This window comes from Bifidobacterium asteroides, from assembly GCF_030758775.1.
GTDB lineage: Bacteria > Actinomycetota > Actinomycetes > Actinomycetales > Bifidobacteriaceae > Bombiscardovia > Bombiscardovia kimbladii.
Genome location: NZ_CP132384.1, coordinates 69,754 through 85,332, shown reverse-complemented (window position 1 = coordinate 85,332; position 15,579 = coordinate 69,754). Strand labels below are relative to the sequence as shown.

Here is a 15,579-nt window from a genome sequence, read left to right as displayed (position 1 = left end):
CGACAAGGAGGACTGATGACAGACAGTAATCAGCAAATCACGGCTGCCGATGCGACCCTGGTCACATCCGGCACCGGGACCAAGGGGCCGGAGGAACGCAAGCTGCCTCAATCGTTGGATGAGGACATGGCCTTGTGCCTGCGGCTGCTCAGGGATGTGTTGGGGGAATTCGATCAACAGCTGCTCAAGCGGTTCGACTCCCTGCGCGAGGACGTGATGACGGCCAGCGCCGAACACTTCAACCGCCACCCCTCGGACCCCGTGCCTGACGAGGACGGCCTGTCCAAGGCCGTGGCCCTGATCGACGACACCTCAGTCAAGGATTCCCAGCTGCTGGCCCGCGCCCTGACCACCTACTTCCACCTGGCCAACCTCTGCGAGGAGAACTACCGGGTGAAGGTCCTGCATGAGCGCGAGGGCAAGGTGGACCTCAAAGTCAAGGGCACCGACCCCATCAACGAGATGACCAGCGCCTACAGCCAGCTCCTTCAGGAGATGGGCCCGGCCAAGGCCTCGGAGCTGCTGGAGAAGCTGGAGTTCCACCCCGTCTTCACCGCCCACCCCACCGAGGCGCGGCGCAAGGCCGTGGAGGGCAAGATCCGGCGCATCGCCAACCTGCTGGCCGTCCGCCGCGGCCTGGGCGGTTCCGAGCTGGAGGAGAACGAGCGTCTGCTGCACAACGAGATCGACGCCCTCTTCCGCACCTCGCCCATCGCAGCCAAGAAGCCGACGCCCGTCGAGGAAGCCAACACCATTCTGGACATCTTCGACGCCACGCTCTTCGAGACCATTCCCAAGGTCTACCGCCGCTTCGACGACTGGATGCTGGGCAAGAAGGCCGGCATGGTCAAGCCCGTCTGCCCCGCCTTCTTCCACCCGGGCAGCTGGATCGGCTCCGACCGCGACGGCAATCCCAACGTGACCGCCAAGGTCTCGCGCAAGGTGGCGCGCAAGTTCTCCGACCACATGCTCAAGGCCCTGGTCAAGGCCACCACCACCGTGGGCCGCAACATGACCATGGAGGTGACCACCACGCCCCCCAGCCCCGAGCTGAGGAGCCTGTGGAGCCACCAGAAGGAGATGAGCGAGCGCCTGACCGACCGGGCCACCACTATCTCGCACAATGAGCTGCACCGGGCCGTGGTCCTGGTCATCGCCGACCGCCTGCAGGCCACTATCCAGCGTGACGCCGACCTCATGTATGCCGACTGCGACGACTTCATCGCCGACCTGCGCGTGGTCCAGGACTCCCTGGCCAAGGCGGGCGCGGCCCGTCAGGCCTACGGCCCCCTGCAGGACCTGATATGGCAGGCCCAGACCTTCGGTTTCCACATGGTCGAGATGGAGTTCCGCCAGCACTCCCTGGTCCACGCCCGCGCCCTGGAAGACATCCGCGAGCACGGCCTGCACGGCGAGCGCGGAGAACTGCAGCCCATGACCCACGAGGTGCTCGACACCTTCCGCGCCCTGGGTGCCATTCAGAAACGCAACGGCCAGAAGGCGGCCCGCCGCTACATCATCTCCTTCACCAAGTCGGCGCAGAACGTCAAGGACGTCTACGAGCTCAACCGCCTGGCCTTCGAGCATGCCGAGGACGTGCCGGTCATCGACGTGATCCCCCTGTTCGAACAGCTGGAGGACCTGCAAAACTCGGTGGACGTGCTGGAGGAGATCATCAAGATCCCAGAGGTCCAGGCCCGGCTCAAGGAGACCGGCAACAAGATGGAGGTCATGCTGGGCTACTCCGACTCCTCCAAGGATGCCGGCCCCGTCTCGGCGACCCTGGCCCTGCACTCCGCCCAGGAGCGCATCGCCAAGTGGGCCGAGAGCCATGGCATCGACCTGACCCTCTTCCACGGACGCGGCGGCGCTGTAGGCCGTGGCGGCGGCCCTGCCAACCGGGCCGTGCTGGCCCAGCCTGTGGGCTCGGTCAACTGCCGGTTCAAGCTGACCGAACAGGGCGAGGTCATCTTCGCCCGCTACGGCAACCCGGTCCTGGCCATCCGCCACATCGAGTCCGTGGCCGCAGCCACCCTGCTCCAGTCCGCGCCCAGCGTGGAGGAGCGCAACACCACCATGACCGAGAAGTACGCGGACATGGCCGACAAGCTGGACCAGGCCGCCCACGAGCGCTTCCTGGACCTGCTGCACACGCCGGACTTCGCCCCCTGGTTCTCCATCGTGACGCCCCTGAACGAGATCGGCCTGCTGCCCATCGGCTCCCGGCCGGCCAAGCGCGGTCTGGGCGCCAAGTCCCTGGACGATCTGCGGACCATACCCTGGGTCTTCTCATGGGCGCAGGCCCGCATCAACTTGGCCGCCTGGTACGGCCTGGGCACCGCCTGCGAGAAGTTTGGCGACCTGGAGACCCTGCGTCAGGCCTACGAGGAATGGCCGCTCTTCAGCACCTTCATCGACAACATCGAGATGAGCCTGGCCAAGACCGACGAGCGCATCGCCAAGATGTACCTCTCCCTGGGCGACCGGGACGACCTGAGCCAGAAGGTCCTCTCGGAGATGGAGCTGACCCGCAAGTGGGTTCTGCAGATCGTGGGCGACGAGTGGCCCCTGCAGCACCGCCACGTGCTGGGCCAGGCCATCCGGATCCGCTCTCCCTATGTGGACGCCCTGTCGGTGACCCAGGTGCGCGCCCTGCGGGCCCTGCGTCGCCGCAACGACAAGGAGGAGCTCAGCAAGAGCCAACAGGCCGACTTCATCTACCTGATCCTCTGCACCGTTTCGGGAGTCGCCGCCGGCCTGCAGAACACCGGCTGATCGCCGCTTGACGGTTTAAGGATGAGGCCCCGTTCTCTTGTAGATAGCAGGAGGCGGGGCCTCGCCGTATCCAAGTGACCCTGACACGGTCGTGTGTTGTTTGTGGGTCGGGTGGTAGGGTGAAAAGCGGGGGACGTCGAGAAGACGACTGGCTTACGCCATTAGCTCTTGCAATCTGATGCAGGGTTGGCGTTGACAGGTAGAACTTTATTAGGCAGGCGGTTCTGATACCGCCTGGTGTTTGGTGAAGGGGTTTTGGTTTCATGCATCTGGTTTCCCGTCTGCGTCGCATCATGGCGATGATGACCGTCCTGATCAGCCTGCTGGCAGGCATGGGCGTCGCATCCGCCCAGGCGGACGCTCCTGTACTCACCGGGGGGGGGGGGGTCGTCAGACCCCTCGCGTAGCTGAGCAAACCCCCGGCATTTCCCCCAGCAGCGCGACCAGCACACCACTACCCACACCCTCACCAATACAAACCACCACACCATTAAGCTCAGCAACACCTGGTCCAGGCACTCCGTCATCGACGACGGGAACACCTGACAATATAGACTCCGCTCCGGCTCAATCAGCCGAACAAACAGACAATCAGGCTTCGCACATAGTGCGCTTCGACCCCGCCGACGGCAGCAAGCCAACACAGTCAACCGTGAAAACCGGCACCCTCGCCGCTCCCCCGCAACAGAACCCGCAACGTGAAGGCTTCCGCTTCGACGGGTGGACATACAACGGGCAGCCCTTTGACCTCCGGACCCCTATCCTCCAGGACACGACCCTGAAAGCCCAATGGACAAAAACCACGGACTGGGCGCTGAGCCCGGACCACGGGCCCGCCACCGGAGCCCGGCTGACCATCAGCCCGCCCGACATGCAGGAGCCTCAGTTCGCCAGCATACAAACTTCAGGAGAGCAGATTGTCGGCCTGACAGGCGACGGTCGTATCTACACCTGGGCGCAGGACGGCACACCCAAACAGGTTCCTTTCCCCGCCCAGGCTCCCGAAGGGTTCCGCTACCTGCAGGCCGCAGCCGGCAGCCGATGGCAGGCAGCACTCGGATCCGACCAGCACATCTACACCTGGAACAACCAGCAAGCGACACCCACCATCCTCAACACCGACCAAAACGCCGAGTTCACCGGCATCAGCATAAGCGACGACCGGCTGCTTGCCGTTGACCAGCAGGGACAGGTCCACACCTTCCAGGCCAGCCAGGACAACAGCCAGGGCCTGAACCCGAAATTCACAAAGCAGACGACAACCAGCCTGCCCGGACAGGCTCAAGCCGTACTCACCGTCGCCTCCAGCAACAGAACCCTCATCGTGGACGCGGACGGACAAGCCTGGACATGGGACACGAACAACACTGTGAAAACCAATCCTGAACGCATCAAGCAGGACCCGGACATGCGCACCGTCCAAGCCCAAGCCCTCGGCAAAGGATTCCTTCTGCTAAACGCAAACGGGCAGGTCCTATACCTGACCGACAGCACAACCAGCGCTACTGTCATCAGCCTGCAGGACGGCGAGCAGGCGAACAGGATCACCGCCAACAAGGACAAGGCCATGATCACCGACAAGGACGGCCACATCTGGGCCTGGCAGCCCGGCGAGACGCCCATCCGCGCAGACAACAGGAAACAAGCCTACGTGCAGGCCATAGCTGTCGGCAGCAGGATCACCGCTATAGACATACAGGGCAGCATATTCAGATGGAGCCTCGACGCCCAAGGCGACCCCGGCAAACCAGCCAGAATCGACGCCACACAGGCACCCATCCTGGAAACAGCCAGCATGGACAGCCAGCCGCTCAAACTCACCAAAAAGAAGGATGCCTGGCAGACGGATGTGCCCACCCACAATCCCGGGCCGTCCACCATCCTCATCGCCGGCAGACAGGACGGCAAACCCTTCACCAGAAGCTTCGACTACACGGTCAATCAGACGCTGACCAGAAACGAGCCGCAAGGCCCAACTTACCGGGTCAGTTTCAACACGGACGGAGGAAGCCCCAAACCAGAAGACCAGAATTTCTTCACCTTAAACAGCAGGGTGAAGCGGCCCGCCCCCGACCCAACACGCGACGGCTACCAGTTCGACGGATGGTTCATCGACAACATCGCCTACGACTTCAGCAAGCCCGTCACCACGGACCTCACTCTCAACGCTCACTGGACACCCAACAATCAAAACAAGGAGTGGAGCATCAGCCCCGGCAAGGGCAGCCAGCTGGGCAACGAAACCATCACCATCACCCCGCCAGACACCAGCCGAGGCATCAGGTTCAACCAGATAAGCGGATCAAAAGAGACCACTTATAGTTTTTCTTTGGCTGTGGGCAGCGATGGGAACGCCTACGCCTGGGGAGACAACAGGTATGGCCAGCTCGGCGATGGGACGAGAACCACCCGGACTACGCCGGTCATGGTGAAGTTGCCTGATCGCAAGACGTATCCGGACGTGCCTGCAGATTTCACCTACGTGCAGGTCAGCGCCGGAGGCTCTCATTCGCTGGCCTTGGGCAGCGACGGATACGCCTACGCCTGGGGATACAACAACTATGGCCAGCTCGGCAACAACACGAACAAGGGCTCGCCTGTTCCTGTGCGCGTGCGCGACCCCGCAAGCCCCAATGACACGAGCAAAGGGCTGAAAGCCACACAGGTCAGCGCCGGAAACTCTCACTCTCTGGCCTTGGGCAGCGACGGCAACGTCTACGCCTGGGGATACAACGGCTATGGCCAGCTCGGCGACAACACCACCGGTTCTTCGTATGTTCCTGTGCGCGTGCGCGACCCCGCCAGCCCCACCGACACGAGCAAAGGGCTGCAAGCCGTACAGGTCAGCGCCGGATACTATCATTCGCTGGCGGTGGGCAGCGACGGATACGCCTACGCCTGGGGATACAACAACTATGGCCAGCTCGGCAACAACACGAAAAAGGACTCGCCTGTTCCTGTGCGCGTGCGCGACCCCGCAAGCCCCAATGACACGAGCAAAGGGCTGAAAGCCACACAGGTCAGCGCCGGAAACTTGTATTCGCTGGCCCTAGGGAGCGACGGATACGCCTACGCCTGGGGAAGCAAGGGTAGCTGGCTCGGCAAAAACACGAAAAAGGACTCGCCTGTTCCTGTGCGCGTGCGCCACCCCGCAAGCCCCAATGACACGAGCGAAGGGCTGAAAGCAGTACAGGTCAGCGCCGGAGTCGCTCATTCGCTGGCCCTAGGGAGCGACGGATACGTCTACGCCTGGGGATTAAACTTCTATGGCCAGCTCGGCAACAACACCAAGAGCGAACAGTTTACCCCTGTGAAAGTGTTCGCCTCCGCGCAGTCCACGAGCACGGCTGGCCCGTGGCTGAGCGCCGTACTAGTGAACGGCGGTTGGTATCATTCGCTGGCAATCGGGACGGATGGTAACACCAGAGCGTGGGGATGGAACTACTCTGGTCAGCTCGGCAACGACAGCATCCCCACAGGATCCTCCAATGATGCTAAGAGTGCTGTTCCTGTGCCGGTGGCGTTCAATCTGACGCCGGTGATCAATGGCATCAGGTTCGACCAGACCGCCGTATCAGGCCTGACGCGCGGCGACGGCAATAGCGTGACCGTGCTCACGCCCGCGCACCAGCCGGGCACGGTCACGGTCAGCGTGGACTACACGCTGGGCGGCGCAGCCCAAACGCCGGACACATCCTTGAGGTACACATACCTGCCAGCAGGCGTGCTCCCCCAGGCAGGCGGGGAAGGCATCCTGCTCGCCCTGGCCACGGGCATGACCGGCATGGGCGGGGTCCTCGCCTCACGCCGCCACCGGAAAGAAACACGCCAACTGCTTCACGCTTCGCACGAGTAAGAGCGGCCGGGCGGCGTATCAATCCCCCCGCCCCCGGCCCATCAAGGGGGAGCAGGGAGGAACGTGCCACTTTAGGCTCAACCCCAAGAGAGCCCGACACTTCCTCCCGCGCCCCCACCACACTTCTGCAGGCGGAAGCCGAGGGCAGGCATGCACGCCCCCGTCCCCGCCCGGGAGAGAGGGAACCACAGCCAGGCCGGCCACGGGCACACAACCCCAGCCAGCCTGGCCGCTGTTTACTCATTCCGTCAACCATGAGTTCCGCCGACATTGGATCAGGCTGTCATAGTCATTGCGCGATGATAAGGTTGTATCAACTGTACAAAGACGCAGAAACGGATGACATGCACCGTCTGTTGGGGAGACAGTCGGCAGAGTTCTTGGGAGGCTCTGTAAATGGCATTATCGAATATTCCCCACTGTACTTCGCACGAGTAAGGCCGGGTTCCCATCACTGCAATCCGGCGAACTGGCGGCTGTGCCCATCCCAACCGAGCACGGTCGCCATCTACTTTTAAACAGCGGAAAGATACCCGTCGTAACGCTCGGGCTTGTCGGCGAACTCCAGGCCAGCCGGCTGATACCAGGAGTATCGGCGTGCGCCACCGTCGTCAGTCCAGATCTCAGGGCAGTCGTTGACCAGCCAGTCCGACGGAATGGCATGGGCACCGCCGGTCGAAGCCAGGGCCAGAGCCTGCCTGAGCTGATCCTCCTGGTCGGCGGTCAGGCTGCCAGGGCGGGCCGAGAAGAAGAGCGGAGTGCCGGTCCGCGCCAAGAGGTCCATCCATTGACGGTTGAGCTCCCAGTCGATTGCGTCGGATATGCCCACGCAGTCGGCGTCGGTGGCGTAGAAGCTCCCGTTCTGGGGCAGACGGAAGGCCAAGGTGTTGACCCCGATCTGCCTGGTCCGCTCCCACTGCAGGCCGCTGGTGTCATCGCCGGTCCGGTTGATCTGCATGAAGCCGACGCCCAGGTGGCCGACCACATTGCACCCCTGAACCAGCATCCCGGTCTTGGTGGCCTGCTCGAATATGGCCCGGTAGAGCTGCTTGACCACCTGGGCGCTGGTCAGGCTCCGGTCGTAGAAGTGCCAGCCGTCCGGGCTGGGCCAGGGGTTCATCTGGAAGCCCCACCTGCCCAGCAGGTCGAAGGTGCTGAAATCATGCTTGACCAGCTGGTAGCCCCACTCCCCCAGCTGGGCGACGTCCTGGCGGATGTAGTCCAGGGCCTGCGGGTTCGAGGGGTCCAGGCATCCGTTGTGCGGGAGCCTGAGCCGGTCGGCAATGGCCTCGTCCTCGTTGAGGAGCGGACGGTACCAGATGCCAGGCTTGATGCCCATGGCCTTGATCTGGTCTGCCAGGGCGCCCATGTCGCCGAACTTTTGGTTGCCACGCCGCCAGGGGCCGCCGTTGTAGTCCTCAAGCCGGTGGTGGTCCTGCCAGCCGTCGTCCACAACCATGGTGGGGCGGTGGGCGTTGCCCTGGGTCAGGTCGGCCAGATACTCGGCATCGGCAAGAATCCGGGAACGGCTGGAGTCCCCGTAGGCGTAGTACCAGTTGTTGCTCCCGTAGACCGGCTCAGGGGGCATAAGGCCCTTGCGGCTGATCCGGGAGCAGAAGTCGCTGGCCACAGCAAAGACCGGACCGCCAGCCCGCTCCTGGAGCGGATATTGCAGGCAGATGATGGTGGCTGCTTCAAGCTCCCGGCCGTCCAGCACCAGGCCACTGCCGCCGTTGCGCAGGTCCAGGAAGAGGGTGATGCCGGCCGTATCGACCTGCCAGAAGCAGAAGGCGTTGGCACCGGTGGCCACCCCGTACCCCTCGGCCTGCTCCTGACCCGCCGCCAGGAAGTACCAGGGCATGAACCGGTTGGCGCGCATGGTCTGGAAACCCATGCGGCCGTAGCCACGCTCCCAGGCGTCGCCCAGATAGAGGTCATCGGCGGGCATGGGCCTGGTCCAGCGCAGGGCCAGGGAGCGGATGGGGGTGGAGCCGGCGGTCAGGCTGACCGTCAGAGCGGATTCACCCTTGAGGCTGACCCTCGCATCGGGGGCTGTGCGGAAGGGCCTGCCTGTGGGCTCAGTCTCCCTGTCGGCATCGGTGGTCAGCGTGATCCAGTCCGGCTCTCCCAGGCTGAGGCTGGTTGGGTTCATGATGCAGTGCTCCTTCATCCCTGTGGTGTGGCAGATGGCGGCGGGTCAGACCCGGACCAGGTCGATCAGACGGATGGTCTCGGGCTGGCAGCGGGGCATGCGGATGCCCACGCGCTCCAGATAGGTGCCGGTGACCTCGGCGGTTCCCAGCGGACCAGTCGGATCCAGGTGCTCCAGCGAAGCCCTGGGCTTGGCGGGGCCAGTCCAGGCCAGCCGATACCGGGCCTTGGGGTCCAGGCCGGGAATACGTAGATAAACACCACGATTATGCAGGGATTCGTCCAACTGGACGTGGGCCAGGATGGCGCGGCTGCGGTCGGGGGCCACCACGCCATGAGCCAGGACCGAGGGATCGGCCAGGTCCAGGCGGACCACACGGCCGGAGTGGAGGAAGCCCCGGTTGGCCTTGTACCAGGTGATCCATTCCTTGAGCCGCTCCAGATCCTCCTCGCTGGCCTGGCGGATGTCCCACTCGATGCCCATGGACCCGAAGACGGCCGTGGCCGCCCGGAAATCCAGGCTGTAGGTTCTGCCGGTCTGCTGGGAGGAGGGCTGGGAGATGTGGGCACCGATGTACTCGGGGGCCACGGTCTGCTCGGTCCAGCGCTGAATCAACTGCCTGCTCAGGGCATCGGTCATGTCGGAGTTCCAGAAGCGGCGGACCTTCTCGATCACGCCCAGGTCGATGCGGCCGCCGCCCGAGGCGCAGGACTCCCACTCCACCTTGGGGAAGCGAGCGCGGAGAGTGTCCAGCAGGCGGTAGTAGGCCAGGGTCTGTTCGTGGATGGCCGGCGCTCCGCCGTGGGCCTGGGAACCGGCCTCAAGCAGATCGCGGTTGTGGTCCCACTTGACGTAGTCGATGTGGCAGGACTCCAGGACCTTGGTCATGGCCTCCAGCACGTGGTTGAAGGCCTGGGGGTTGGTCAGGTCCAGGACCAGCTGGTTGCGCTGCAGCTCCGGGTTCCTGGAGGATGCCCTCATGACCCATTCAGGATGGTCGCGGAAGGCGTCCGAATCCGGGTTGATCATCTCCGGCTCGAACCAGAGGCCGAACTGCATCCCCAATTTATGGACATAATCAACTAAAGGCTCCAGGCCCTGGGGCCAGACCGCAGGGTCCACCCACCAGTCGCCCAGACCGGCCTTGTCATCCCGGCGCAGGTGGAACCAGCCGTCGTCCAGCACAAGGCGCTCCACCCCGATGCGGGCGGCCCGGTCGGCCAGGTCGCGCAGAGTGTCGAAGTCGTGGTTGAAGGTGATGGCCTCCCAGACGTTCAGGATGACCGGCTGCTCTCGCGGATGCTCGGGCAGGGTTCGCTCCCAGGCGTGCAGGCTGTTCATGATCGGATCCATGCCATGGTCGGAGGCCGTGGCCACGATCCAGGGGGTGCTGTACTCCTGTCCCTGATCCAGGACCACCTCGCCGGGCAGGAGGAGCTCGCCAGCGCTGACGCCGGCCGGGGTGGCGCTGTTCCGATCCACCCGAAGCACGGTGTTCCCGCTCCAGGCCGGCTGGACGCAGAGCACCCTGCCGTGATGGAAGTTGAACCCGGGGGTACCCACCATGACCACGGGCCCCTCGAAGCCGGTGCGGCCCCAGCGGAACTCGCGCACCCAGGCCCCGTCGGCCAGGTCGTGGCGCTGGGGGCTGCGCTCACGCTCGTGCCTGCCGGCGAAGTCCAGAATCTGGGTCTGCTGGTCGTCCAAGGGCAGGCGGACCTCCAGACCCTCCAGCAGGAAGGGGTCGGCGCCCAGGTTGCGCAAGGTGTGGCGAATCCGCAGGGAACCGCCGGCCATGGCCTCCACCCTGGTCTCCAACCCAAGCTGGGCATCCTCGTCACGGGCCTTGATGGTCAGCGAGTCGGCGGCCTGCTCGGGCTGGCCCTCGACCAGGAATCGAGGCGACCAAGAACGGCCGGCCTGGATGCCCTCGGGGCCTTGGGCGATCCGATGCCCGGTCAGGCCCGGATGCAGGTAGGTGTTCTGTGCATGCTCCAGCAGCAGGGGCGAATGGGTCGAGGTCCAGGCGGGGGTCTGTTCCAAGCCATTCAGGTCAGGACCCGCATAGAGCCCCCTGATGTCAGGAATATCGGCACCCGGCGTAATGGGCCCCAGGGCCATATAAGTGAATGGCTGATCAGAATGGACCGGCTGTGGAAAGAGCATGAAAAATCCTTTAGTAACTACGGCACAAATGTGCAAAAACAACAATGCTTGATGAACCAGTGAGCCGCCCAGCCCACTGCAGTCGGGCGGCTCCTGATTGATAGACTACTTGACTGCTCCGGCCACCATCCCTGCAATGAAGTACTTTTGCAGGAACATGTAGGCGACCACCATGGGGGCTGCCGCAATCAGGGATGCCGCTGCAGCGACGCCCAGATTGTTGGTATTGGCCGAGAAGAAGGAGGCCACGCGAGGGGCGATGGTCTGGGCCGAGGGGTCGGTCAGGATGTAGCTGGACAGGGCGTAGTCGTTCCATACTGTCGAGCCGGTCATGATGACCACGGTCGCCGTCACAGGCTTGAGCATGGGCAGAACCAGGCGCATGAAGACCTGGAGTCGGTTGGCTCCATCCAGCTCGCCGGCCTCGTCGATCGCCGGGGGTATGGCCTTGATGAAGGCCGTGTAGAGGAAGACCGACAGAGGCAGGTTGGTGGCCGTCAGCACCACGATGATGCCCCAGTAGTTGTTCACCCCGCCGATCTTCACCAGGAAGGAATAGAGGGGGACCAGAATGCTCAGGGGCGGAATCATCATCATGGAGAGGATGAAGGCCGAGACCAGCTTGTTGAACCGGGTCAGGCGCCGAGCCAGGGGGTAGGCCGCAGCCGCTCCCAGGACGCAGACCAGGGCCGTCGTCCCCACGGTCACCACCACGCTGTTGAGCACGGATTTGAGGATGCCGCCCTCATTGACGGCCTCGGTCCAGTTGGACCATGCCATGTCGTGGGTGCGCATGCTCAGAGCCGAGCTCAGATCATCCGAGGGCTTGAGCGAGGTGGTGATCGCCAGGTAGAAGGGCAGGAGCTGGCAGAGGCAGACGATGACCAGGAAGAGGTAGATGGCCCAGCGCCCACGCTGGTATGACCGCTCGGCAGGGGTCATCGCATTCTTGTTCTTGCTAGCCATGTCAGGCCTCCCAATCCAGCTTGGCCAGTCCCTTGTTGACCAGCCAGGTCACGATGGCAATCAGGACGAAGAGGAAGACCCCGATGGCCGAGGCATACCCGGCCGCCTGGTTGTCGAAGTAGATCGTGCCGATATAGGTCGAGATGGAGTTGGTCGAATACCCGGGACCGCCGCCTGTCAGCACCTTGACCATGTCGTAGAGCTTCAGTCCTCCGATCAGGTTCAGGACCACGCTGGTCGTGAAGGCGGGCGACAGGAGCGGCAGGGTGATGTTCCAGAACTTCTTCCAGCCGGATGCCCCATCGACCTCGGCGGCCTCGACAACCTCCTGGTCCATGGTCTGCAGACCGGCCAGGTAGATGATCATGGAGACGCCGACGAACTGGATGGAGTTCACCAGCACGATGATGCAGACCGAGAACCCCGCATTGTTGAACCAGGCCACCTTGTGCAGACCCAGCGCCGTCATGACGGCGTTCAGAGCGCCCTGCTGGTACTGGAAGACGAAGTAGTACATGATGCCCATGATGACCGGGGCCACCAGGGCGGGCAGGTAGATGATGGCCCTGATCAGGGTGCGCCCCTTGATCTTGGCGTTCAGCAACAGCGCCAGAGCCAAGCCCAGGATCTGCTGGAGCACTGTGCTGCCGATGCCGTAGATGAAGGTGTTGATGACCACCTGTTTGAAGTTGGTGTCAGTCAGCATCTGCTTGTAGTTGGCCAGCCCCACGAAGGACTTGGCGTCGTTGTACCCGTCCCAGTTGGTCAGGGAAAGCCCGATCCCCGACAGGAGCGGATAGATGATGAAGATCACCAGGAGGATGACGGCAGGAAGATAGAAGAGATTGATCGAGGCACCCCTGAAGCGGCGACGACGCGGGGAGGGACCCCTGCCGTGGCCAACGGATGCATTCCTGCCATCCCCATGTAACGGTGATCCGGATTGGGTGTCCTGCGAAGGAATCGCCCCTGAGCGACTATCTGTCATGACTCGACTCCTCTTGGTCAGCTAATCAGGAAGACTTCTGGCCATACAGGCTGTTGAAGGAGGTCTTGACCTGATCCGCAGCGGCCTGTGCAGTCAGCTGACCCGTCAGCAGACCGTCGGTGGACTTGGCCAAGGTGTTGTACATGCCGTTGGGCAGGTACTTGCGGTCGAAGAAGGGGACCAGCTTGGTCTTCTTCTCGTTCACCCAGTAGTTGTAGGTCGGCTCGAACTGCCCCAGTGCGGACTTGACGCCGGTCAGGGCCGAATCGTTCATGCTCACGTCGACCAGCTTCTGCAGGTTTTCAGGCTCGGCCATGAAGTCGATGAACTTCAGCGCCGCATCCTTGTTCTTGCTGGTCTTGGAGACGCCGAAGGTCAGGGTGTCCTCGCCCGTGGAGAAGTAGGGCTTGCCGACCTCGGCGGGAACCGGCATCATGCCCAGCTTGACGTTGGGGTTGTAGGATTCGATCAGCTGGGAGCTGCCGTTGGCGCGGAAGGAGAAGCCGGCCTTGTCCTGGGCCATCAGCCTGGAGATGTCATCCTGGGAGGCGGAGGTGTAATCCACATTGAACCAGCCGTCCTTGGCCCACTTGGCCACCCTGGAGGTGTACTTCTCGTAGACCGCAGTATCGAACTTGCCCTTGGAGAGATCCTTGAGCTGGCTTTCGTCATACATGCCCGGAAGCATGTAGTCGGCGATGTCGCCGTTGGGACCCGCGTCCTTGTTGGAGGAGATGAGCGGAGTGTATCCGGCGGCCTTCAGCTTCGTGCAGGCCTGCTCAAAGGCGTCCCAGGTGTCGATGGACTTGGGGTCGATGCCGACCGCATCCAAGACCGTCTGGTTGTACATGATGCCCGACACCTGGATGTCGGCGGGCAGAGCGTAGAACTTGCCGTCCTTGGTCTTGAATACCTCGTTGCCTATCGGCTTGAGCCGCTTGGCCCAGGGCCTGTTCTGCAGCGGCTCCAGGAAGTTGCCGTACCGGTCGCGCGACCAGCCGTGGGTGTTCCAGATGTCCGGAGGATTGTGGCCGGCCAGGCGAACCTTGATGTCGTTCTCGTTGTTGTTGGTGCCCGGAACCATCTTGATGGTGATGTCCGGATTCTTTTCTTCGAACTTCTTGCCCAGGCCCTGAAGAGCCTTGAGCTGGGGGGTCCCCGTTGACTGCATGGTCATGAATTCCACGGTTTTCTTGCCCCCGGAGGAGGAAGAGCCGCAGGCAGCCAATGAGGTTATTGCCATTGCGCAGCAGATGCCGACCGCCGCCACCGTCTTGATCCTATTCATCAACCACTCCTTCGTAGGTTGCTTCTTTGCCGAACACGTTCCATGAGACAGGAGCACATTCGTGTTTCTTAATATACACGAGTAGATTCATCTGTCAAATATCTGAGGCTGATTGTCTGAACAGCTGCTTTTGAAGACAAGGACTTTCCCGACGGCTGGAAATTTGGTGCCATTTCCCTTGATTTTCCGGCTATAGCCAGGCATGTGCGGACAAGTCAATGGCGGTGTAGAACGGAGTTTGAAAACAATATCAATTCGAGTAGATTCTATATTCCGGGTAGCATGAATTGAGACTGGTGAATAGGCAGATGGGATCGAGCTCTGATGGCTGCAAACAATAAGAAACTCCGACAACGCAGAAGGGCCACACGCACGGATGTGGCCAAGCTGGCTAACGTCTCCACGGCGGTGGTCAGCTACGTCTTCAACAACGGACCCAGGGCTGTGGCTCCGGACACATCCAAGCGGGTGCGCGAGGCGGCGAAGCTGCTGAACTACCACCCCAACCCCACGGCTCGTGCCCTGCGCACCGGGTATTCCAAGATGCTGGGGGTCATCGTACCGGATTCGTCCAACCCCTTCAGCGCCGGCATCTACGACGAGCTGCAGACGGTGGCCATGCGACGGGGGTACTCGGTCCTCTTCATGAACGTGCGCAGCGACCCCGAATTGGAGGAGCAGTCCATCAGGCAGCTGTTGGAGCGCAACGTCGATGCCATTTTCCTCTCATCCTCGCGCAGCTACACACAGCTGAGCATGGCTCATCTTGAGGAGAGCCGCTTCGTCTTCATGGACCAGCCCCACCGGGTGACCAATGCCAAGAGCGTGTCGACCGATTTCTTCCACTCTGGCCTGACCGCCACCCAGCACCTGATCGAGCACCGGCACTGCAGCGTCGACATGCTCTTTGGCGGCTCCCCCGACGACCGGGGCGACGCCCGCATCCAGGGCTGGTACGCGGCCCACCAGAACGCCAACCTGCCCGCCGGCAGGATTCGCCAGGCCTTCTTCACACGCGAGGGCGGCTATCGCGCCACCTTGGACCTGATTGACAGCGGCAGACCGCCCCAGGCCATTTTCGCTGGTTCCGACATGGAGGCCATGGGCGCTTTGCGAGCCCTGCATGAGCGCGGGCTGCGCATCCCCGAAGACGTGGCCATCGTCTCCTTCGACGGCACCGTCGACTCCCTCTACACCTGGCCTCAGCTGACCACCATGCAGCAGGACACCGAGAAGATCGCCGCCTGCGCCATGAATGCGGCCTTGGAGCCGGACCAGGTCCCCGACGTGCAGATCATCAAGGCGGATCTGGTCATCCGCCACTCCTGCGGCTGCTGATACAGCACATCGTGCAAACCGTGGATAATATCCATAGTTTTCCATCAATA

General features: G+C 62.7%; 9 protein-coding genes. 4 read left to right on the top strand and 5 right to left on the bottom strand.

All coding sequences use genetic code 11. The features are described 5' to 3' along the window. Positions 1–15 precede the first annotated feature (15 nt). The 3 genes from RAM15_RS00260 to RAM15_RS00250 all read left to right on the top strand — a co-directional run bounded on the left by RAM15_RS00260 (position 16) and on the right by RAM15_RS00250 (position 6,631). On the top strand, positions 16–2,775 hold the full coding sequence (locus RAM15_RS00260) for a phosphoenolpyruvate carboxylase (protein ID WP_045923784.1): 2,760 nt from the start codon (positions 16–18) through the stop codon (positions 2,773–2,775). Between the two features lie 263 nt (positions 2,776–3,038). Beyond that, positions 3,039–3,182 (top strand): hypothetical protein, encoded by a 144-nt coding sequence (locus tag RAM15_RS00255; RefSeq protein ID WP_306221576.1) that lies wholly within the window; start codon positions 3,039–3,041, stop codon positions 3,180–3,182. A gap of 245 nt (positions 3,183–3,427) precedes the next feature. Further along, a complete protein-coding gene (locus tag RAM15_RS00250) occupies positions 3,428–6,631 on the top strand; it encodes an RCC1 domain-containing protein (protein WP_306221575.1) in 3,204 nt (1,067 codons plus the stop codon). A 514-nt stretch (positions 6,632–7,145) separates the two neighbouring features. On the opposite strand, the gene RAM15_RS00245 is transcribed toward RAM15_RS00250, so the two are convergent. From RAM15_RS00245 to RAM15_RS00225, 5 genes are all read right to left on the bottom strand, one after another. Next, positions 7,146–8,783, bottom strand: a complete 1,638-nt coding sequence (locus tag RAM15_RS00245) for a glycoside hydrolase family 36 protein (RefSeq protein ID WP_306221574.1) — start codon at positions 8,781–8,783, stop codon at positions 7,146–7,148. Positions 8,784–8,828: 45 nt separating this feature from the next. After that, positions 8,829–10,949: an alpha-galactosidase gene (locus RAM15_RS00240; RefSeq protein ID WP_306221573.1), complete on the bottom strand. Its 2,121-nt coding sequence runs from the start codon at positions 10,947–10,949 to the stop codon at positions 8,829–8,831. A gap of 105 nt (positions 10,950–11,054) precedes the next feature. Next, positions 11,055–11,915, bottom strand: a complete 861-nt coding sequence (locus RAM15_RS00235; protein ID WP_306221572.1) for a carbohydrate ABC transporter permease — start codon at positions 11,913–11,915, stop codon at positions 11,055–11,057. A gap of 1 nt (position 11,916) precedes the next feature. Next, positions 11,917–12,903, bottom strand: a complete 987-nt coding sequence (locus RAM15_RS00230; RefSeq protein WP_306221571.1) for a carbohydrate ABC transporter permease — start codon at positions 12,901–12,903, stop codon at positions 11,917–11,919. A gap of 25 nt (positions 12,904–12,928) precedes the next feature. Continuing rightward, on the bottom strand, positions 12,929–14,191 hold the full coding sequence (locus RAM15_RS00225) for an ABC transporter substrate-binding protein (RefSeq protein WP_306221570.1): 1,263 nt from the start codon (positions 14,189–14,191) through the stop codon (positions 12,929–12,931). 324 nt (positions 14,192–14,515) lie between these two features. Between RAM15_RS00225 and RAM15_RS00220 the strand changes: the two genes are divergently transcribed. After that, a complete protein-coding gene (locus RAM15_RS00220; RefSeq protein WP_024627525.1) occupies positions 14,516–15,529 on the top strand; it encodes a LacI family DNA-binding transcriptional regulator in 1,014 nt (337 codons plus the stop codon). Positions 15,530–15,579 lie beyond the last annotated feature (50 nt).